The organism is Pseudomonas sp. MIS38, assembly GCF_019891575.1.
Classification (GTDB): domain Bacteria; phylum Pseudomonadota; class Gammaproteobacteria; order Pseudomonadales; family Pseudomonadaceae; genus Aquipseudomonas; species Aquipseudomonas putida_A.
Map to the genome: position 1 here is coordinate 67,687 of NZ_JAFLXF010000017.1, position 20,190 is coordinate 87,876.

17 protein-coding genes are annotated in these 20,190 nt (G+C 59.5%); 12 read left to right on the forward strand and 5 right to left on the reverse strand.

All coding sequences use genetic code 11. The features are described 5' to 3' along the window. Window positions 1-107: 107 nt before the first annotated feature. The 4 genes from J1G18_RS19200 (at window position 108) to J1G18_RS19215 (ending at window position 5,289) form a co-directional block, all read left to right on the forward strand. Window positions 108-1,712 carry a tetratricopeptide repeat-containing response regulator gene (locus J1G18_RS19200; RefSeq protein WP_047295822.1) on the forward strand — a complete coding sequence of 535 codons (1,605 nt, stop codon included), beginning with the start codon at window positions 108-110 and terminating at the stop codon, window positions 1,710-1,712. Next, on the forward strand, window positions 1,709-2,401 hold the full coding sequence (locus J1G18_RS19205) for a sensor histidine kinase (RefSeq protein ID WP_223008282.1): 693 nt from the start codon (window positions 1,709-1,711) through the stop codon (window positions 2,399-2,401). The genes J1G18_RS19200 and J1G18_RS19205 overlap by 4 nt, the downstream gene beginning before the upstream one ends. 200 nt (window positions 2,402-2,601) lie before the next feature. Further along, window positions 2,602-3,843, forward strand: a complete 1,242-nt coding sequence (locus tag J1G18_RS19210; protein WP_177416214.1) for a glutamine synthetase family protein — start codon at window positions 2,602-2,604, stop codon at window positions 3,841-3,843. Between the two features lie 69 nt (window positions 3,844-3,912). Beyond that, on the forward strand, window positions 3,913-5,289 hold the full coding sequence (locus tag J1G18_RS19215) for an MFS transporter (protein ID WP_134787112.1): 1,377 nt from the start codon (window positions 3,913-3,915) through the stop codon (window positions 5,287-5,289). A gap of 257 nt (window positions 5,290-5,546) precedes the next feature. Here the strand turns inward: J1G18_RS19215 and J1G18_RS19220 are convergent, their stop codons facing one another. The 4 genes from J1G18_RS19220 to flgA form a co-directional block, all read right to left on the reverse strand. After that, the gene (locus J1G18_RS19220; protein WP_134787111.1) at window positions 5,547-6,293 is read right to left on the reverse strand and encodes a flagellar brake protein; all 747 of its coding nucleotides are present in this window, start codon (window positions 6,291-6,293) and stop codon (window positions 5,547-5,549) included. 92 nt (window positions 6,294-6,385) lie between these two features. Continuing rightward, window positions 6,386-6,853, reverse strand: coding sequence for a flagella synthesis protein FlgN (locus tag J1G18_RS19225; RefSeq protein WP_007963060.1), 468 nt, complete (start codon window positions 6,851-6,853; stop codon window positions 6,386-6,388). Between the two features lie 48 nt (window positions 6,854-6,901). Beyond that, on the reverse strand, window positions 6,902-7,228 hold the full coding sequence (gene flgM, locus J1G18_RS19230) for a flagellar biosynthesis anti-sigma factor FlgM (protein WP_007917589.1): 327 nt from the start codon (window positions 7,226-7,228) through the stop codon (window positions 6,902-6,904). A gap of 160 nt (window positions 7,229-7,388) precedes the next feature. After that, entirely contained in the window at window positions 7,389-8,150 is a 762-nt protein-coding gene (flgA, locus tag J1G18_RS19235; protein WP_223008283.1) for a flagellar basal body P-ring formation chaperone FlgA, read from the reverse strand. Between the two features lie 82 nt (window positions 8,151-8,232). On the opposite strand from flgA, the gene J1G18_RS19240 reads away from it, so the two are divergent. The 6 genes from J1G18_RS19240 (at window position 8,233) to flgE (ending at window position 13,349) form a co-directional block, all read left to right on the forward strand. After that, a complete protein-coding gene (locus tag J1G18_RS19240) occupies window positions 8,233-9,165 on the forward strand; it encodes a chemotaxis protein CheV (RefSeq protein ID WP_095137138.1) in 933 nt (310 codons plus the stop codon). Window positions 9,166-9,211: 46 nt separating this feature from the next. Beyond that, window positions 9,212-10,039 carry a protein-glutamate O-methyltransferase CheR gene (gene cheR, locus J1G18_RS19245; RefSeq protein WP_007963053.1) on the forward strand — a complete coding sequence of 276 codons (828 nt, stop codon included), beginning with the start codon at window positions 9,212-9,214 and terminating at the stop codon, window positions 10,037-10,039. Between the two features lie 364 nt (window positions 10,040-10,403). Continuing rightward, entirely contained in the window at window positions 10,404-10,811 is a 408-nt protein-coding gene (flgB, locus tag J1G18_RS19250) for a flagellar basal body rod protein FlgB (protein ID WP_007917581.1), read from the forward strand. Between the two features lie 3 nt (window positions 10,812-10,814). Next, entirely contained in the window at window positions 10,815-11,258 is a 444-nt protein-coding gene (gene flgC, locus J1G18_RS19255) for a flagellar basal body rod protein FlgC (protein WP_007963049.1), read from the forward strand. A gap of 15 nt (window positions 11,259-11,273) precedes the next feature. Then, complete coding sequence (flgD, locus tag J1G18_RS19260; protein WP_223008284.1) at window positions 11,274-12,002, forward strand: flagellar hook assembly protein FlgD; 729 nt, start codon at window positions 11,274-11,276, stop codon at window positions 12,000-12,002. Window positions 12,003-12,032: 30 nt separating this feature from the next. Beyond that, window positions 12,033-13,349: a flagellar hook protein FlgE gene (gene flgE, locus J1G18_RS19265; RefSeq protein WP_098965102.1), complete on the forward strand. Its 1,317-nt coding sequence runs from the start codon at window positions 12,033-12,035 to the stop codon at window positions 13,347-13,349. Between the two features lie 760 nt (window positions 13,350-14,109). On the opposite strand, the gene J1G18_RS19270 is transcribed toward flgE, so the two are convergent. Next, window positions 14,110-17,004: a ribonucleoside-diphosphate reductase subunit alpha gene (locus J1G18_RS19270; protein ID WP_095137143.1), complete on the reverse strand. Its 2,895-nt coding sequence runs from the start codon at window positions 17,002-17,004 to the stop codon at window positions 14,110-14,112. An 850-nt stretch (window positions 17,005-17,854) separates the two neighbouring features. Here J1G18_RS19270 and J1G18_RS19275 point away from each other — a divergent pair. Then, window positions 17,855-18,577 carry a response regulator gene (locus tag J1G18_RS19275; RefSeq protein WP_098965100.1) on the forward strand — a complete coding sequence of 241 codons (723 nt, stop codon included), beginning with the start codon at window positions 17,855-17,857 and terminating at the stop codon, window positions 18,575-18,577. Then, entirely contained in the window at window positions 18,574-20,184 is a 1,611-nt protein-coding gene (locus J1G18_RS19280; protein ID WP_223008285.1) for an ATP-binding protein, read from the forward strand. The genes J1G18_RS19275 and J1G18_RS19280 overlap by 4 nt, the downstream gene beginning before the upstream one ends. The last annotated feature ends 6 nt before the right edge of the window (window positions 20,185-20,190 follow it).

Below are 20,190 nucleotides of genomic sequence, written 5' to 3' on the forward strand. Positions count from 1 at the left end.
CCTCAGACTCGCGCGAAATCGCTTGATAGCATTTGGCCTCCAGCTATCATCTGCGCGCCTGTGAAAACGCCCCCGGTTCACCTACTTCAATTGCCTGGAAATCCTCGATGCTGTCGTATCACCAAAAGAGTTTTCTGATCGTCGATGATTTCTCGGATTTCCGCAGTTCCGTCCGCTCGATGCTGCGCGAACTGGGGGTCAAGGATGTGGATACCGCCGATACCGGCGAGCAAGCGCTGAAGATGTGTGCGCAGAAGTCCTACGATTTCATTCTGCAGGATTTCCATCTCGGCGACGGCAAGAAGAACGGCCAGCAGGTGCTCGAAGACTTGATGTCGGAAAAGCTCATCAGCCATGAAGCGGTGTTTGTCATGGTCACGGCCGAGACCAGTCAGGCGATGGTGCTCAGTGCGCTGGAGCATGAGCCGGATGCTTACCTGACCAAGCCGTTCAACCGCTCCGGCCTGGCGCAGCGCCTGGAGCGTCTGGAGCAGCGCAAGACGTTGCTCAAACCGATTCTGCAAGCCCTTGATCGCGGTAAACCGGTCGAGGTGCTCAATGCCTGTATTGCGCTGTGCAAGCAGGACATCCGTTATTCGCCGCTGTGCCTGCGTTATCGCGCCGATGCGCTGCGCGACATGAACCAGAACGAAGCGCTTGAACGCCTCTACGACAGCATCATTGCTGATCGGCCGTTGCCGTGGGCGTTTGCCGGGCTGGGCAAGTTGCTGTTCAAGCGTGGGCAAGTGGCGCAGGCCAAAGATGTCTACGAAAAAGCGCTGAAAGTGTTCCCGATGATGCCGGCGCTGTACGACGGCATGGCCGATGTGCTGGTCGCCGAGGGCGATACCAAAGGCGCGCAGCGGGTGCTGGAGGAGGCGATTCGTTTGTCGCCGCTGGCGGTGCGCCGGCAGGCGTTGCTCGGCAAACTGGCGATGGCCAACGAGGATTTCGACACCGCGTCCCGGGCCTATCGTCAGGCGGTGGCGCAGGGCGCGCAGTCGCGTTTCAAGGACCCGGAAAGCAATCTCGGTCTGGCCCATGCCTTGATCAGCAAGGGCAGTGAGCGCGGGCTCGACACGCGCACGCGGCTGGAGATCAACACCACGCTCAGCGCCGTCGCCAAAGAGAACCCGTCTGACCCCGGCCTGCAGATTCGTGCGCGGCTGATGAAGGCCACCAGTCTGCTGCTCAACGATGCCGAGACCGCCGACAAACTCACCGAACAAGCACTGATGCGCCTCGACGGCATGGAACAGTTCATGAGCCCTGAAGCGGCGCTGCTGGTCGCCAAGCAATTGCAGATGCTCGGTCAGGCCGAGGCGGGCACTTCGATGCTCAAGAGCTGTGCGGAGATCTACGGTGACGATCCGGCGGTGATGAAAGACATCGCCAAGCTCACCGACGATCCGACTATCCTCAGTTCGAGCAACGCCGCCGCCGACCTCAACCGTCAGGGCGTGCGCGTGTACAAGACCGGCAATCTGGTGGAGGCCCGCGAGGTGTTCCGCAAGGCGCTGAAGATGCAACCGAAGAACATCAGTATCGCGCTGAACATGGCCCAGTCGCTGCTGCATGGCACCGACACCAGTGTGCCGTCGGCGGAGCTGGAAGAATGTCGGGCCTGCCTGAAAATGGTCGGCCTGATGCCCGACACCGACGCGCGCTATGCGCGTTATCAGAAGCTGAAAAGCAAGGCGTTTGGCGAATGAACCAAGACGAGCAGGCGCTGGATTTCTCCACGGTGATCGCCTCCACCGTTCATGACATGAAGAACTCGCTGGCGATGCTGATGCAAGCCCACAGCCAGTGGCTGGCGCGCTTGCCCGAAGCGCAACGCGGTGGGGCGGAGCAGGGTGTGATCGACTTCGAGTTCGCCCACCTCAACGGCATGCTGGTGCAACTGCTCGGGCTGTACAAGCTCGGCGTCAACCAGTTGCCGCTGCAACCGGCGTATCACGAGCTGGATGATTTCATTGAGGCGCAACTGGCCGCGCATCAAGAGGTGTTCGCCAGTCGCGGGATCATTGCTACCTACGAAGTTGATCCGCTGAGCCCGCTGGGTTTCTTCGATCGCGAATTGGTTGCGTCGGTATTGGGCAACTGCATCAACAACGCGATTCGTTATGCCCGCGAGTCGCTGCTGATTACCGTGAGCGACGAGGCTGGGCAACTGGTGTTGAGCATCAACGATGACGGCGACGGTTACCCGGCCGAGATGCTCGAGCGGCAGGCCGATTACGTGCAGGGCATCAATCACGGCAGCGGCAGCACCGGGTTGGGTCTGTATTTCGCCAACCGGATTGCTGCGTTGCATCAGCGCAATGGCGTGGTCGGGCACACCGAAATTCGCAATGGCGGAGCACTGGGTGGCGGGGTGTTCAGCCTTTATCTGCCGTGACCCGGGTTTTTGTTTGACGCTGCTTGATATTCCGAACAGCCGGAGCCTATTTTGTACGGGTCGCCGCTTGCGGCTCGCACAATAACAAGGATTGCGTCATGACAACCGATGGCCAGCGTTCACTCGCACAGCGACTGACCGGCATTGATGAGATTGAATGTGTCACGCCGGATTTGAACGGCGTGCCGCGCGGCAAGGTGATGACCGCCGAGGGTTTTCTCGAAGGGCGGCGTTTGCAGATGGCGCGGGGTGTGCTGCTGCAATGCATCATGGGCGGTTATCCGCCGGCGCGGTTTTACGGCAGCGATGACGGCGACCTCGCGCTGGTGGCCGAGCCAAGCATGATCCATCCCCTGCCATGGAGCGACGAGCCACGTGCCCTGGCCATCTGCGATGCCGACGAACTGAGCGGCGAAAGCTCCAACCTGTCGACCCGTGGCCAACTCAAGAAAGTCATCGCCCGTTACGCCGCACGCGGTCTGGCGCCGGTAGTGGCGACCGAGCTGGAATTCTTCGTCTTCGCACCGAACACCGATCCGACTCAGCCGTTCCGTCCGCCAGTCGGCCTCGACGGGCGTCGCGAGGATGGGCAGTCGGCGTTCAGTGTCAGTTCCAACAATGGCCTGCGGCCATTCTTCAGCGAAGTCTATAAATGCATGGCCGCCCTCGGTCTGCCGCGCGATACCTTCATGCATGAAATGGGCGTCAGCCAGTTCGAGATCAACTTGCTGCACGGTGATCCGCTGTTGCTCGCCGATCAGACCTTCCTGTTCAAACACCTGCTCAAGGAAGTCGCGCTCAAGCATGGTCTGAGCGTAGTGTGCATGGCCAAGCCGCTGGCGCACACGCCGGGCAGTTCGATGCACATTCACCAGAGCCTGGTCGAGATCGCCACTGGCAACAACGTGTTCAGCGACGAGAACGGCCAGCCGACCGCAATGTTCCGCCATTTCATCGGCGGGCAGCAGGCGGGCATGGCTGATTTCACCGCACTGTTTGCGCCGAACGTAAACTCCTATCAGCGTCTGTGTCACCCGTATGCGTCGCCGAACAATGCCTGCTGGTCCCATGACAACCGCGCTGCAGGGCTGCGGATTCCGGCCAGTTCGCCGGTGGCTCGACGCGTGGAAAACCGTTTGCCTGGCGCCGATGCCAACCCGTATCTGGCGATTGCCGCGAGCCTGGCCGCCGGCTTGCATGGCATCGAGCATGCGCTGGAGCCGAGTGCGGCGATTCAGGGCGAATTCGAAGTGCCGGACAATCTTTCGTTGCCGTGTACCTTGCATGCCGCGCTCGAGCGTCTGAAACGTAGCCAATTGGCCAGGGAACTGTTCGGACAGGAGTTCATCGAAGGCTACATCGCTTCGAAGACCATGGAGTTGACCAGCTTCTTTGATGAAATCACTCCCTGGGAACGGCGTGTTCTAGCAGCCCAGGCCTGACTAACTGTCGCCGTCGGGCTATCGTCTTGATAGTCCGATACTCACTGCAAGGAGCCGCTCGGAACGCCGATGCGCCAAATCTGGAAATCCTTTCGAGCGCTGTATTTCGCCTCGCTGATGATGTTGATCGGCTCGGGCCTTCTATCTACTTACCTGGCATTGCGCCTGGCCGCTGACCATGTCGATGGACTGTGGGTCGGTGCGCTGATGGCGGCCAACTATTTCGGCCTGGTACTGGGCGGCAAGATCGGTCACCGCTTGATTGCCCGGGTCGGCCACATTCGCGCTTATTCGGCGTGTGCCGGGATCGTCGGCGCGGCGGTGCTCGGGCATGGCCTGGTCGACTGGCTGCCGGCGTGGCTGGTGCTGCGGACCATCGTCGGTCTGGGCATGATGTGCCAATACATGGTGATCGAGAGCTGGCTCAACGAGCAGGCCGACGCCAACCAGCGCGGGCTGGTGTTCAGCGGCTACATGATCGCTTCGTATCTGGGGCTGGTGCTCGGTCAGTTGATTCTGGTCATGCATCCGGGCCTCGGCCTGGAGCTGCTGATGCTGGTCGCGCTGTGTTTTGCCCTGTGTCTGGTGCCGGTGGCGCTGACCCGGCGAATTCACCCGGCGCCACTGCATCCGGCACCGATGGAGCCGCGCTTCTTTATCAAGCGCGTGCCGCAGTCGTTGAGCACGGTGCTGGGGGCCGGTCTGATCATCGGCTCGTTCTACGGTCTGGCACCGCTGTATGCCTCGCAGCAGGGGCTGTCGACCGAGCAGGTCGGTCTGTTCATGGGTAGCTGCATTTTTGCCGGGCTGCTGGTGCAGTGGCCGTTGGGCTGGTTGTCCGACCGTTATGACCGGGCGCTGCTGATTCGCTGTTTTGCCGGGTTCCTGGCGGTGGCGGCGTTGCCGTTGGCGATCCTGCCGCAGGTGCCGCTGGAAGTTCTGTTTGTCGTCGGGTTCATGTGTTCGCTGGTGCAGTTCTGCCTGTACCCGCTGGCGGTGGCGTTTTCCAACGACCACGTCGAGGGCGATCGCCGGGTGTCGCTGACGGCGATGCTGCTGGTGACCTACGGTGTCGGTGCGAGCATCGGCCCGCTGCTGGCAGGTGTGCTGATGAAGCTGTTTGGCAGTCAGAGCCTGTACGCGTTTTTCAGTTTCTTCGCGCTGGTGCTGGTGTGGCGCATTCGCCCGAAAGCGGTGACCAATCTTCATCAGGTCGACGACGCACCGCTGCATCACGTTGCGATGCCGGACAGCATGTCCAGCTCGCCGTTGGTGGCAGCACTCGATCCGCGAGTGGATGAGCAGGTGGTGCAGGAGCAGATGCAGACCACGGTTACGCCAGAACCGGAGCCGGAACCCGAAGTGCAGCCTGAAGCGGCGGTGGAAGCTGATCCGGCTGATGAGGGCGATAAACCGACGCCGGACATCAGTGGGGCCAGACCCTGAATCGGGTGAGGGTAAGGCTGTTCAAAGAATGATGCTTTAACTGTGGTGAGGGGATTTATCCCCGACCGGCTGCGAAGCAGTCGCAAAATCAACGCATGCGAAGTATCTGATACTGCGCATCGGCAGGTTTTGGGGGCGCTACGCGACCCATCGGGGATAAATCCCCTCGCCACAGGGATCTCCAGGCCAGGACTGGACAATGGAAATAGAAAAGGGCAGTCCCGCGAGGGGCTGCCCTTTCTATTTGCCTGTACGAATCACAGATCGTCTTTATCGAACCGACGTGCTTCACGCTGCAACTGATAGACGAAGCGTTCGACGTTGCGCGCCGCCTGGCCGCTGATGTTGTGGAAACGCAGACCAGCGAAGGTGATGTTGAGCTTTTCTTCGAAGTGCAGATAGCGCAGTTCGACCGAGATGGGTTGATTGCCAAACAGCGGGGTGGCGATCATGCGGTCATAGACCTGGCCCAGTTGCAGGCGGTCGGTGATGTCGCCTTCAAAGCGCAGCTTGCAACCGGTGGCGGAAATATCCAGCAGTTTGCCGTTGATTGGCGCCTTGAGCTTTTCGCCGCCGAGTTCGACGCTGACCAGATCGGTCAGCTTGAGGGCTGCGCGAAAGGCGTTGCGGCGCTGGTGGTAAACGACTTCGGTCGGCAGTTCGCCGGTATAGAAGCGATCGCCCTCGGACTCTTCAATGTTCAGCTTACCGGTGCATTCCCAGGCGATGCGCACGCCCTCGTGGAAGCCTTCGACCTTGAACGGTTCGCCCGCCAGCAGAAAACGCTCGCCATCGCGCGGGATCATTTCGTCCAGGGCAATCGTTGCGGTTTCGCGGTCGACCTTGATCAGGTAGCTCTGGAAACGCTGGCTGCGCTCGTGGAACGTGATGATCAGTGGATCGTGGCTTTCTTGCAGCTGGCGCAGGTTGCTGGAGATTTCCAGGGGCGTGGTCAGCACCTTTGGTGGCTGCGGACTATCATCCGCGCTTAGGGCGTTTGGCACGTTTTCTCAATCTCCAGACAAAATTTGACTACGACTAGCCAGCATTTTGCCAGCATGTTTCGCGGGTTGATAGTGCAGGCACATCGAATGGCTCACGCCTGGCTGAGCGTACGCGGCTTGGTGGGTTTGGCGAAAGTGCCCGAGGCGTCATACAACGCTGGCGGCTCGCCCCCGGTGAGGATTTTCAGCTGATTGGCCGTGGCGGCCTGCTGAATCTGGATCGACTGGCCGTTCTTGACGTTGGCCGCCTGGCACTGGGCAATCAGGTCGGTCAACACGTCGCTCTGGGCCAGCAACTGGTCGCCAATGCTCGAGTGGCTGGCCAGTTGCTCCAGGCCCTGACGGTCGAGCGGCAGGTTGAGGCTGGCGAGGATTTCGCTGCGCTTGCGGCCATGCTGTTCAAGCAAAATGATCAATGCCTGTTTGCGCGCCAGAATGTCTTCGAGCAAAGGCATGTCACGACCGTGCAAAGCGAGGGACTCGGTTTGCAGTAACTCCAGCAATTGTTGAGCTGGAGCAAAGTCGTCGGTGATCAGTTGCAATAAATTAGTGTCGTGCATGGCTGGCCTTGGGTTTTAAGCGTCCAAAAGCCTGGCGCCGGCAAAAGCCTAGCGCTGGGCTTCGAAGTTGAGCAGTTTGCTGGCTACACGGTTGCTGTCGACTTTATAGCTGCCATCGGCAATCGCTGCTTTCAACTCGGCCACCCGGGCTTTGTCGACGGCAGGCTGATCGCGCAGCTTGTCAGTGACCTTCTGCAACTGTTGAGCCTCATTGCTGAGGTGTACCGATTCCCCGCTTTTTGCGGTACTGGCCGTTTCGGCCTGGGTATTCAGCGGCGCGGAGGTGCCGGATTCGGCGGTTTCCTTGGCGTTGCTGGTACGTGTACTGCCCGTAAGTGACGAGGAGCTGTTCAAACGGCTGAAATCGATGACCATGTTAAAAACCTCTGGGAATTTGGACGCTTGCCATGTTCTCGGCCATTCCCTGGAAAACTTTAGGCTCACTTTGCAATGAGCTGCATGTGCCGAAGCGTGTTCTGCTGCGGCACAGTTTAGGGAAGCATCGAGGCCGGCGCCAGTTTTCTGCCTGAGCGTTTTACATGGCCACTTCCACCTGACCCGGCGCGATGACCTGCGCCTTGATCACCCGGTTGGAATTGAGGTTTTTCACCCGGATCTGTTCTTTCAAACCGCCATTGGCCAGGGCTTCGCCGGGCATGCGCACAGCGAGCGTACCGCTGCGGGCGATGATGACCACCTGATCACCCTTGCGCACCACTTCAGCCTGTTCCAGATGCACCAGGGTAATCACCTGATCGGCGACCGTTGGTCGGGTCAATTTCTGCCCGATGGCTTCATCCACCGACGTCAGGAAACCCTGATTGATCTGGCTGATGTCGCGTTCACGCAAGGTCACATCCTGCGGCTCGATAATTCCGGCGCGTTTCAGCGGGCGGGTGGTGGTGACAATCTCGCGAAACAGGCGGACTTGAGCGGGCACGAACACCGTCCACGGCGAGCTTCCCTCGCACCGGACCTTGACCGTTACCCGGCCCAGCGGACGGGCCGGACTCTCCAGCGACGCTGTCAATTCCTTGTCGCACATAGGCATGCGCATACGCGGGTCGAGCTGGTTGACCTCGATTTCGTAGCGGCCTTCCGTTTGACTGGTAGCCAGATAGTCTTCTACGGTGAACTCAAGAAAGCCTTGGGTGACGCCGATAAGCATGTCAGGCAAGGTAACCGTATCAGCACCGGCAGGGCTGCCAGCGAAGAAGAAGCAGACGGCAGACACCGCGCACAGCGCTTTGCGGGTGCGGGAGGTCAGGCGTCGGAAAAATATCGTTTGAGCGTTCATACGAGTTAAAAAGCAAGCGCCGTGCCGTTTAGCAATGAATGTGCGTCGCAACAACACTTGGCGTTGGTGTAGGAGTCTGGGCATGGCTGGTGTAATGGATTCGGTGAACCAGCGCACGCAACTGGTAGGGCAGAATCGCCTGGAGCTGTTGTTGTTCCGTCTTGACGGTCAGCAGCTCTACGGCATCAACGTGTTCAAGGTGCGGGAAGTGCTGCAATGCCCGTCGCTGACGTTGATGCCCAAGTCCAGTCCTGTCGTGTGCGGGGTGGCGAATATCCGGGGGGCGACCATTCCGATCCTTGATCTGGCAATGGCGACCGGTTCCGGGGCGTTGAAAGACAAGAACAGTCCGTTCGTGATCATCACGGAGTACAACACCAAGACCCAGGGTTTCCTGGTTCGCTCGGTGGAGCGCATCGTCAACATGAACTGGGAAGAGATCCATCCGCCGCCCAAGGGCACGGGGCGCGATCACTACCTGACGGCTGTGACTCGGGTCGACAATCAGTTAGTCGAAATCATCGATGTCGAGAAGGTGCTGGCGGAAGTGGCGCCGACGCCCGAGGCGATTTCGGTCGGTGTGGTCGATGTTGAGACCCAGAGCAAGGCGTTGTCGCTGCGGGTGCTGACGGTCGATGACTCGTCGGTGGCGCGCAAGCAGGTCACGCGTTGCCTGCAGACGATCGGGGTTGAAGTGGTGGCGCTGAACGACGGCAAGCAGGCGCTGGATTACCTGCGCAAGCTGGTCGAAGAGGGCAAGAAGCCGGAAGAAGAGTTCCTGATGATGATTTCCGACATCGAGATGCCGGAGATGGACGGGTACACCCTGACGGCGGAGATCCGCAGCGACCCGCGCATGCAAAAGCTTCATATCATCCTGCATACTTCGTTGTCGGGGGTATTCAATCAGGCGATGGTCAAGAAAGTCGGTGCCGATGACTTCCTGGCCAAATTCCGTCCTGATGACCTGGCATCCCGGGTAGTCGACCGGATCAAAGCAGCAGATATCAGCTAGGGACCTTTTGTCCCTGGCGGTCAACACGATTTAAGAGGCGGCATCATTGTCTACGGGTAATTTGGATTTCGAACAATTCCGGGTCTTCCTGGAAAAAGCCTGTGGCATTTTGCTCGGTGAAAACAAGCAGTACCTGGTCTCGAGCCGTCTCAACAAACTGATGGAGCAGCAAGGCATCAAGTCCCTGGGTGAGCTGGTACAGCGCATCCAGACCCAGCCGCGCAGCGGTTTGCGCGAGCAGGTGGTCGATGCCATGACGACCAACGAAACCCTGTGGTTTCGGGACACCTATCCGTTTGAAGTCTTGAAGAACAAGGTGCTGCCCGAGGCAATCAAGGCCAGTCCCAACCAGCGTCTGCGGATCTGGTCGGCGGCGTGCTCGTCGGGTCAGGAACCGTATTCGCTGTCGATGTCGATCGACGAGTTCGAGCGCAGCAACCTCGGTCAGTTGAAGATGGGCGTGCAGATCGTTGCCACGGACTTGTCCGGCAGCATGCTGACCAACTGCAAGACCGGCGAGTACGACAGCCTGGCGATCGGTCGCGGTCTGTCTGCCGATCGTCTGCAGCGCTACTTCGACCCGAAAGGGCCGGGGCGCTGGGTGATCAAGGCGCCGATCAAGAACCGGGTGGAATTCCGTTCGTTCAACCTGCTCGACAGCTACGCGAGTCTGGGCAAGTTCGACATCGTGTTCTGCCGCAACGTGCTGATCTACTTCTCCGCCGAGGTGAAGAAAGACATCCTGTTGCGCATTCACAGCACGCTGAAGCCGGGCGGGTACCTGTTCCTTGGCGCGTCCGAAGCGCTGAACGGTCTGCCGGATCATTACCAGATGGTCCAGTGCAGCCCGGGGATCATTTACCAGGCGAAGTGATTGCATCGGCAACACGAGAAACGGGAGTCCTTGGGGGCTCCCGTTTTTTTGTGCCTGAATTATCTCCCTCACACACCACAAATCCCCTGTGGGAGCGGGCTTGCTCGCGAAGGCGGTGTGTCAGGAAAACAAATACTGACTTAGATGACGCTTTCGCGAGCAAGCCCGCTCCCACAGTTGTCCGGTGTCGGCGAGAGCACGCAAGCGGCAGAAAAGCGGCAGCCAGCGGAAACCGGTTGCCGCTTTTCTGGCATTGCCGCTTTGCCGGCTCCTCGCAAAGCCCCGGTTTATGGGGGTTGTTCTGTTTGGCACGGCGCTTGCTAAAGCTCAGGTACGAAAAACCGGTCACCCGAAGGTTCCCGACATGAGCATCAGCTTCGATAAAGCGCTCGGCATTCACGAAAAGGCACTGGGCTTCCGCGCCCAGCGTGCCGAAGTGTTGGCCAACAACATCGCCAACGCCGATACCCCGAACTACAAGGCTCGGGATCTGGACTTCTCCAAAGTGCTTGAAGCACAGACCCAGAAGAACGCCAACGGCACCATCGCCCTGAACATGACCAACAGCCGTCACATCGAAGCTGAAGGCCTGGGCAATGGCGACGAGTCGCTGATGTATCGCACGCCGATGCAGCCTTCGATCGACCAGAACACCGTTGACGCTCAGCTTGAGCAGTCGAACTACGCGGAAAACGCGGTCGGCTTCCAGGCCAGCTTCACTCTGCTCAACAGCAAATTCAAAGGGCTGGTGTCAGCCCTGCGCGGAGAGTAATCCATGTCCCTGTCCAGCGTTTTCAACATTGCCGGCAGCGGCATGAGCGCACAAACCACGCGTCTGAACACCGTGGCTTCGAACATCGCCAACGCCGAAACCGTTTCGTCGAGCATCGACCAGACCTACCGCGCCCGTCACCCGGTGTTCGCCACCATGTTCCAGGGCGGCCAGAACACTGGCAGCAACTCGCTGTTCCAGAGCCAGGACGCCGCAGGGCAGGGCGTGCAGGTACTCGGCGTGGTCGAAGACCAGAGCAACCTCGAAGCGCGTTACGAGCCGAACCATCCGGCCGCCGACGCCAAGGGCTACGTCTACTACCCGAACGTCAACGTGGTGGAAGAAATGGCTGACATGATTTCCGCGAGCCGGTCGTTCCAGACCAACGCCGAAATGATGAACACCGCCAAAACCATGATGCAGAAGGTACTGACCCTCGGTCAGTAATAAGGGGCGACTGCCATGAGTGTTACCGATACCACCAGCAGCCTGAGCATGAATGACATCCTGGCGAACTCCTCGAAGAAAACGAGCAGTTCGACCACCGGTGGCATTGCTTCGGCCACCAACAGCGCCACTGGCGGCAAAGCCCTGGGCAAGGATGCGTTCCTGCAACTGCTGGTCACCCAGCTGAAAAACCAGAACCCGCTTGATCCGCAGGACAACAGCGCTTTCGTAGCGCAGTTGGCGCAGTTCAGCAGCCTTGAGGGCATCACCACCCTCAACAGCACCGTCAGTTCGCTGGCCGGCAACTACAGCTCCTCGCAAGCCCTGCAGGCGTCGTCGCTGGTTGGCCGTAACGTGATCGTGCAGACCAACACCGTGCAATTGGACGACCCAAGCAAAGGCATGACCGGTTCGGTCACCGTGCCGTCGTCGATTGCCGGTGGCACGGTCAGCATTACCGACAGCAGCGGCACGGTGGTTCGCACCATCGATCTGGGCAGTCGCGCCGCAGGCAGCGCGAGCTTCACCTGGGACGGCAAGGACAAGGACGGCAATCTGGTGAAGACCGGTACCTATACCGTCAAAGCCAACGCCTCGATCAATGGCACCGCGACCGATATGGCGACCTACCTGCCAGCCACGGTCAACAGCGTGACCATCAGCCAGACCGGTGGCGAGCTGATGCTCAACCTGTCCGGCAAGGGCACCGTCGCCCTGTCCAAAGTACAAACCATTGGTATATAGAGCCGACTAACCGGCACAAAGGAGTGGAATATGTCTTTCAATATCGGCCTTAGCGGTCTCTATGCAGCCAACAAACAACTGGACGTGACCGGCAACAACATCGCCAACGTCGCGACCGCCGGTTTCAAATCGTCCCGTGCAGAATTCGAAGACGTTTACTCGTCGACCCGTCTGGGCAGTGGCAGCAAGGTCATCGGTAACGGTGTACGCCTGGCCAACGTTTCTCAGCAGTTCACCCAGGGTGACATCAACAACACCGGTAACGTGCTGGACATGGGTATCAACGGTTCCGGTTTCTTCACCATGAGCAACAACGGTTCGGTTTCCTATACCCGTGCCGGTACCTTCAAGGTCGACAACGCTGGTTACATCACCAACACCGACTACACCTCGCGCCTGCAGGGTTACGGTGTGGATGCCAACGGCAAGATCATCAATGGTGTGCTGACTGACCTGAAGATCGACACTTCCAACCTGGCGCCGAAGTCCACCTCGCTGGTGACCTCGACCATCAACCTGGACTCGACCGCTCCAGTAATCGACGACACAGTGCCCGCCGGCAAGTTCGATCCGAACAACCTCGCGACCTACACCAAATCGTTCAGCACGCCGATCTATGACAGTCAGGGCAACATGCACCCGATGGATCAGTACGTGGTCAAGACCGGTGCCAACACCTGGAAGGTCTACACCCTGGTAGACGGTCGTAATCCGGACGCTACCGGTAGCGATCCGAAGGTCACCGCGCCGACACCTTCGACCATGACGTTTGACTCCGCTGGCAAGCTGACTCAGGTCAGCACTCTGCCGGGTCCGGTGATCAGCAGTGACCTCAAGCTCAGTGGCTGGGTCCCGGGTAATGTGATCAACGGTACATTCAAGCCTAATGGTGCAGCCGCGAACCCGGCAGGCATCACCATTTCGATGGCTCAGACCACCCAGTACAACGCCGATACCGCCCGTTCGATCCCGACTCAGGATGGTTACGCCACTGGCCAGATCACCAACCTGACCATTGATGGCACCGGTACCCTGTTCGCCAACTTCAGCAACAACCAGAGCAAGGCCATCGGCCAGGTTGCGCTGGCCAGCTTCACCAACGAACAGGGCCTGCAGGCTATCGGTGGTACCAGCTGGAAAGAGACCTTCGCTTCCGGTATTCCGGGCTACGACGCGCCGAAAACCGGGACCTTGGGTGAGGTGGTATCCAACTCGCTGGAAGAGTCGAACGTTAACCTGACCAACGAGCTGGTGGACCTGATCAAGGGCCAGAGCAACTATCAGGCGAACGCCAAGACCATTTCGACCCAGAGCACCATCATGCAAACCATCATTCAGATGACCTGATTGCGGTTTCTGGTTGTGCAAGGGAGCCCCTCTTTTTGAGGGGCTTTTTTGTGGGCTATTGTTTTGTGGGCTTATCCGTTGCTGCGGTAACAGCTACTTAGGGTTTCGCCCTTACGGCGAGTCACTTTTGCAGACGCCCAAAAGTAACCAAAACGCTTGGCCCCAACGTTCGGCCCTCGCTTAGGCTCGGGTTCCTTCGCTCCGGGATCGATCCGGGCGCATCGCCTCCGGTTTGCTTCGCTGCACCTCCTCTCGATGTGTTTGGCTTCGCCAAACGGTCGCTACGCTCCCGCCCCCGGATAAATCCCTCCACTCAGCCTGCCGACGGGCTTTGAAGATCAAAAGCTGCAGCCGAGCTTGCGCTCATCCTGTTGAGTGGGGCGGCTTTGCCGCATGGGCTGTACGCTTTCTGAATTGTAGGAGCCAGCCTGCGGGCGATCGCGGCCTGACAGCCGACCAATCTCTTGCCGGTGTACTCAATCCCTGTGGGAGCGGGCTTGCTCGCGAAGGCGGTCTGACAGCCGACCAATCTCTTGCCGGTGTACTCAATCCCTGTGGGAGCGGGCTTGCCAGCGATAGCGGCCTGTGAGCCGACCAATCTCCGCCAGATTCACATAATCACTTCAGCAGTCTCGTTTCACTCGACAGCTCCTGCACATAAATGGCAGACAAAAGAAAACCCCCGACAAACCAGAAGTCTGTCGGGGGTTTCTTTTGTCTGGAAGCATCAGGCGTCTCGCGACGCCTGACCCGGCTCAGCTTATTGGCAAGCTTCGCAATCCGGCTCGTCGATCGCACAAGCCTTTGGCACTGGTGCCGGACCTGCCGGAGCGGCCAGAACCGAATCATCGCCGTGGTTGCCGCCGCTGGAAACAGCGTTCAGCTTGCCGGTGTTGATGGTCGACTTCTCGGTGCTGGTCGCAGCCAGGGCACGGAGGTAGTAAGTGGTTTTCAGACCACGGTACCAGGCCATGCGGTAGGTCACGTCGAGCTTCTTGCCCGAGGCACCGGCGATGTACAGGTTCAGCGACTGGGCCTGGTCGATCCACTTCTGACGACGGCTGGCCGCGTCAACGATCCACTTGGTGTCCACTTCGAACGCGGTCGCGTAGAGCTCTTTGAGTTCTTGCGGGATGCGCTCGATCTGCTGAACCGAACCGTCGTAGTACTTCAGGTCGTTGATCATGACCGAGTCCCACAGACCGCGAGCCTTGAGGTCGCGAACCAGGTACGGGTTGATCACGGTGAATTCGCCCGACAGGTTCGATTTCACATACAGGTTCTGGTAGGTCGGTTCGATCGACTGCGATACGCCAGTGATGTTGGCGATGGTCGCGGTCGGTGCGATGGCCATGATGTTGGAGTTACGAATGCCTTTCTGTACACGGGCGCGAACCGGTGCCCAGTCCAGGGTTTCGTTCAGGTCAACGTCGATGTACTTCTGGCCACGTTGCTCGATCAGGATCTGTTGCGAATCCAGTGGCAGGATGCCTTTGGACCACAGCGAACCGTTGAAGGTCTCGTAAGCACCACGCTCGTCGGCCAGGTCGCAGGACGCCTGGATCGCGTAGTAGCTGACCGCTTCCATCGACTTGTCGGCGAACTCGACGGCAGCGTCGGAACCGTAAGGGATGTGCTGCAGGTACAGCGCGTCCTGGAAGCCCATGATGCCCAGACCGACCGGACGGTGGCGGAAGTTGGAGTTCTTCGCTTGCGGCACCGAGTAGTAGTTGATGTCGATCACGTTGTCGAGCATGCGCACGGCGGTGTTTACGGTGCGTTGCAGCTTGGCGGTGTCCAGCTTGCCGTCGACGATGTGGTTCGGCAGGTTGATCGAGCCCAGGTTGCAAACGGCGATCTCGTCCTTGTTGGTGTTCAAGGTGATCTCGGTGCACAGGTTCGAGCTGTGAACCACGCCGACGTGCTGCTGCGGGCTACGCAGGTTGCACGGATCCTTGAAAGTCAGCCATGGGTGGCCGGTTTCGAACAGCATGGAGAGCATTTTGCGCCACAGGTCTTTGGCCTGGATGGTCTTGAACAGCTTGACCTTGCCCGGGTACTCGGTCAGGGCTTCGTAGTACTCGTAGCGCTCTTCGAAGGCTTTGCCGGTCAGATCGTGCAGGTCCGGCACTTCGGAAGGCGAGAACAGGGTCCACTTGCCGTCATCGAAGACACGCTTCATGAACAGGTCAGGGATCCAGTTGGCGGTGTTCATGTCGTGGGTACGACGACGATCATCACCGGTGTTCTTGCGCAGTTCGATGAACTCTTCGATGTCCATGTGCCAGGTTTCCAGGTAGGCACACACAGCGCCTTTGCGCTTGCCACCCTGGTTAACGGCTACGGCGGTGTCGTTCACTACTTTCAGGAACGGAACCACGCCTTGCGACTTGCCGTTGGTGCCCTTGATGTACGAACCCAGTGCACGCACAGGGGTCCAGTCGTTGCCCAGGCCGCCAGCGAATTTCGACAACATGGCGTTGTCGTGAATCGCGTGGTAGATGCCCGACAGGTCGTCCGGAACGGTGGTCAGGTAGCAGCTCGACAGCTGTGGACGCAGGGTACCGGCGTTGAACAGGGTCGGAGTCGAAGCCATGTAGTCAAAGGACGACAGCAGGTTGTAGAACTCGATCGCACGGTCTTCTTTCTGCTTCTCTTCGATCGCCAGGCCCATGGCCACGCGCATGAAGAAGATCTGCGGCAGTTCGAAACGCACGCCATCCTTGTGGATGAAGTAACGGTCGTACAGGGTCTGCAGGCCCAGGTAGGTGAATTGCTGATCGCGCTCGTGGTTGATCGCCTTGCCCAGTTTTTCCAGGTCGAAGGTGGCCAGCACAGGGTTCAGCAGTTCGAACTCGATACCTTTGGCGATGTAAGCCGGCAGTGCCTTGGCGTACAGGTCGGCCATCTCGTGGTGAGTGGCGCTCTCGGCCACACCCAGGAAGCCCAGGCCTTCGGCACGCAGGGTGTCCATCAGCAGGCGGGCGGTGACGAACGAGTAGTTCGGTTCACGTTCAACCAGGGTACGCGCGGTCATCACCAGTGCGGTGTTGACGTCGTTCAGGGCCACGCCGTCGTACAGGTTTTTCAGGGTTTCGCGCTGGATCAGGTCGCCATCGACTTCAGCCAGGCCTTCGCAGGCTTCGGTAACGATGGTGTTCAGGCGGCCCATGTCCAGCGGCGCGAGGCTACCGTCGGCACGGGTGATACGGATCGACGGGTGCGCGTCGACCGCAGCTTCTACCGGCGCATGGGCTGCGCGTTCTTTCGAGCGGCCGTCACGGTAGATCACGTAGTCACGAGCGACTTTCTGCTCGCCGGCACGCATCAGGGCCAGTTCGACCTGGTCCTGGATCTCTTCGATGTGGATGGTGCCGCCCGACGGCATGCGACGCTTGAAGGTCGCGGTGACCTGTTCGGTCAGGCGCGCAACGGTGTCGTGGATTCGCGACGAAGCGGCAGCGGTGCCGCCCTCAACTGCGAGAAACGCTTTGGTGATAGCGACGGTGATCTTGTCATCGGTGTAAGGAACGACAGTGCCATTACGCTTGATCACGCGCAGTTGACCAGGCGCGGTGGCGGCCAGATCCGAATTCGAATCGGCGGCCTGCGGCAAGGTGCCCTGCGGGTTCTCGCGAGTTGTGTCGGTTTGCATGGGTGTCTCCACGTTCTCTATGTTTGTTTGGGCACCATCAAGGTGCCCACCGTTCCGTCCTGAAGCACTACAACCGGCACGCGCCGGGCATAACGACTTCGGGACAGTTCAGGAAGGGGGCCTTGTGAGCGCCGCTTCCATGCCGAAGTCTTCGGTTCGCGCGATACGCGTGAGACCGCATTCCTTTCGGGGAGCAGATTCGTCACTGCAACACCCGTACCGTTATCGTCGTGGTCGACTGAAAAACGGTAGCCATCCGCAGGCGCGGTTTGGGCTTTCGAAAATACGTTTGGTTCAACCCGACAATGGCAATAAAAAGCCTTGAATTCACTGTCCGGTTTGTGTTTGGTTTTTTGCGAAAACCCCTACATGTAGGGTTTTTTTACGCACGGGCTACAAGATAATGCGTTTTGGGGGAGTATTGCAACGTATAGCCTGTGGATAAACCTGTGCGTAAATTGTGTGCGAAAGGGCTGATTCGCGTGTAGGCCGCGAACCTGCTGAGTTAGACCGTTTGTCACTGTTTTTCACTCGGGAAAAACGCTTCAGCGGATTTTTAAGGGCGCGAACCCTACCACAAAAAACCGCCTTGTCCGAACGCATTTGCCGACTTGTGTTCTGGCTGTACGCCGTTTATACAATCGGGCAGTGTTTACCCATTCTTATCCTCCCGAAAGATGACAAAAAGACGGGAAAAATGTGGGAGCGGGCTTGCTCGCGAAAGCGGCGGGTCAGGCAATTTCCATGTTGACCATGCCGCCGTCTTCGCGAGCAAGCCCGCTCCCACAGGGGAATTGAGTCAGGCCGAGCATTCTTCCTTATTAATAAAAACAGCAAGCAGAGGTCACCGGTGGAGCAAGAAGCCTGGCAGGTATTGATAGTCGAGGACGACCAGCGTCTGGCCGAACTCACCCGCGAATACCTGCAAGCCAATGGATTGCGCGTGGAGATCGAAGGCAACGGCGCGCTGGCGGCGGCGCGGATCATCAAGGAGCAGCCGGACCTGGTGATCCTCGACCTGATGCTGCCCGGTGAAGACGGCCTGAGCATTTGCCGCAAGGTGCGCGATCGTTACGACGGGCCGATCCTGATGCTCACCGCGCGCACCGACGATGCTGACCAGATTCAGGGTCTCGACCTCGGCGCTGACGATTACGTGTGCAAACCGGTGCGTCCACGGCTGTTGCTGGCGCGGATTCAGGCCTTGCTGCGACGCAGTGACAGCGCCGAACCGATCGCGGAAAAAAGCCGTCGCCTGCAATTCGGCCCGCTGGTGGTGGACAACGCCCTGCGCGAAGCCTGGCTCAGCGACAGCGGCATCGAACTGACCAGTGCCGAATTCGACCTGCTCTGGCTGTTGGTGTCGAACGCCGGGCGAATCCTCTCTCGCGAAGAAATCTTCACTGCGTTGCGCGGCATCGGCTATGACGGTCAGGACCGCTCGATCGATGTGCGCATCTCGCGCATTCGCCCGAAGATTGGCGATGACCCCGACCATCCGCGCCTGATCAAGACCATCCGTAGCAAAGGCTACCTGTTCGTCCCTGAAGCCTGTGTGGATCTGGCGCTGTGAACTCGATCTTCCTGCGCATCTATGGCGGCATGTGCGCGGCGCTGATTCTGGTGGCGGTGCTTGGTGTGCTGGCGCTGCACCTGCTCAATCAGGTGCGCAGCGAGCAATACCGCGAGCGCCTGGCCCACGGCACGTTCTCGCTGATGGCCGACAACCTGCAACCGATGAACGAAACCGAGCGCCACCGGGCGTTGTTGGTCTGGGAGCGTCTGCTGGGGATTCCGCTGGCGCTGAAGAAGTTTTCCGAGACCGATCTGGATCTCTCTCAGCGCGCCCGGGTGCAGCGCGGTCAGGCCTTGGTAGAGCAGACCGGCCCGCATGCGGCGCGGGTCTATCGACTGGTCAGTGATAAAGAACAATTGGTGCTCACCGGCGACGTGCAGCAGATCAGCGAGCAACTGGCGCGCGCGACTATTTATCTGCTGGCCGATGAGCTAGTGCGCTTCCCGGTGAGCGAACAGCCCAAACGACTGGCGCAGTTAAAGGAAGAGAAAGGCTTCGGTTTTGATCTGCGACTGGTCACGGTCAACGAGGCCGACATGGACGAAGACCAGAGCCGCCGAGTGTCCGAGGGCGATACGGTGATGGCGCTTGGCAAGGGCGGGGATTCGATCCGGGTGTTTGCCGGCATGGTCGGTACGCCGTGGGTGCTGGAGATCGGCCCGCTGTATCAGATGAATCCGTATCCGCCGCAATGGCTGGTGTTGATCGCTGCCCTGGGCCTGACCTTGATCGGTCTGATCGTATATCTGCTGGTGCGTCAGCTCGAACGACGTCTGCGCGGACTCGAAGCCGCGGCCACACGCATCGCCAAGGGCAGCCTGGAAACCCGCGTGCCGGCCCGCGGAGCTGACTCGGTCGGGCGACTGGCTGCAGCGTTCAACGGCATGGCCGAGCACTTGCAGCAGTTGCTGGCGATCCAGCGCGAGCTGGTGCGCGCGGTGTCCCATGAATTGCGTACACCCGTGGCGCGCCTGCGTTTCGGTCTGGAAATGATCGGCTCGGCCACCACCCCGCAGGCGCTGGAAAAATACCGCGAGGGCATGGATCACGACATCGAGGATCTCGATAAGCTGGTGGATGAAATGCTCACTTACGCGCGGCTGGAACAGGGTTCGCCATCGCTGACTTTTCAACGCATCGACCTCGATGCGCTGGTCAATCAGGTGATTGAAGAACTGGCGCCGTTGCGTGCCGAGGTCACGGTGCAGCGCGGGTTGTGCCTGTCAGCGGCGGACAACGATGGCGCCTGGGTCGAAGCCGAGCCGCGCTTCCTGCACCGCGCGTTGCAGAATCTGGTGAGCAACGCGATGCGCCATGCACGCTCTAACGTCACGGTGAGTTATCAGGTCGGGCAGTTGCGCTGCCGGGTCGATGTCGAGGATGACGGGCCGGGTGTGCCGGAGTCGGCGTGGGAGCGGATCTTCACGCCGTTCCTGCGTCTGGATGACAGCCGCACCCGGGCCTCTGGTGGGCATGGGCTGGGGCTGTCGATTGTGCGGCGGATCATTCACTGGCATGACGGTCGGGCGCTGATCAACAAGAGCAAGAGTCTGGGTGGGGCTTGTTTCAGTCTGAGTTGGCCGAGGAATCAGGAGCGCCGCTGAGTTTTG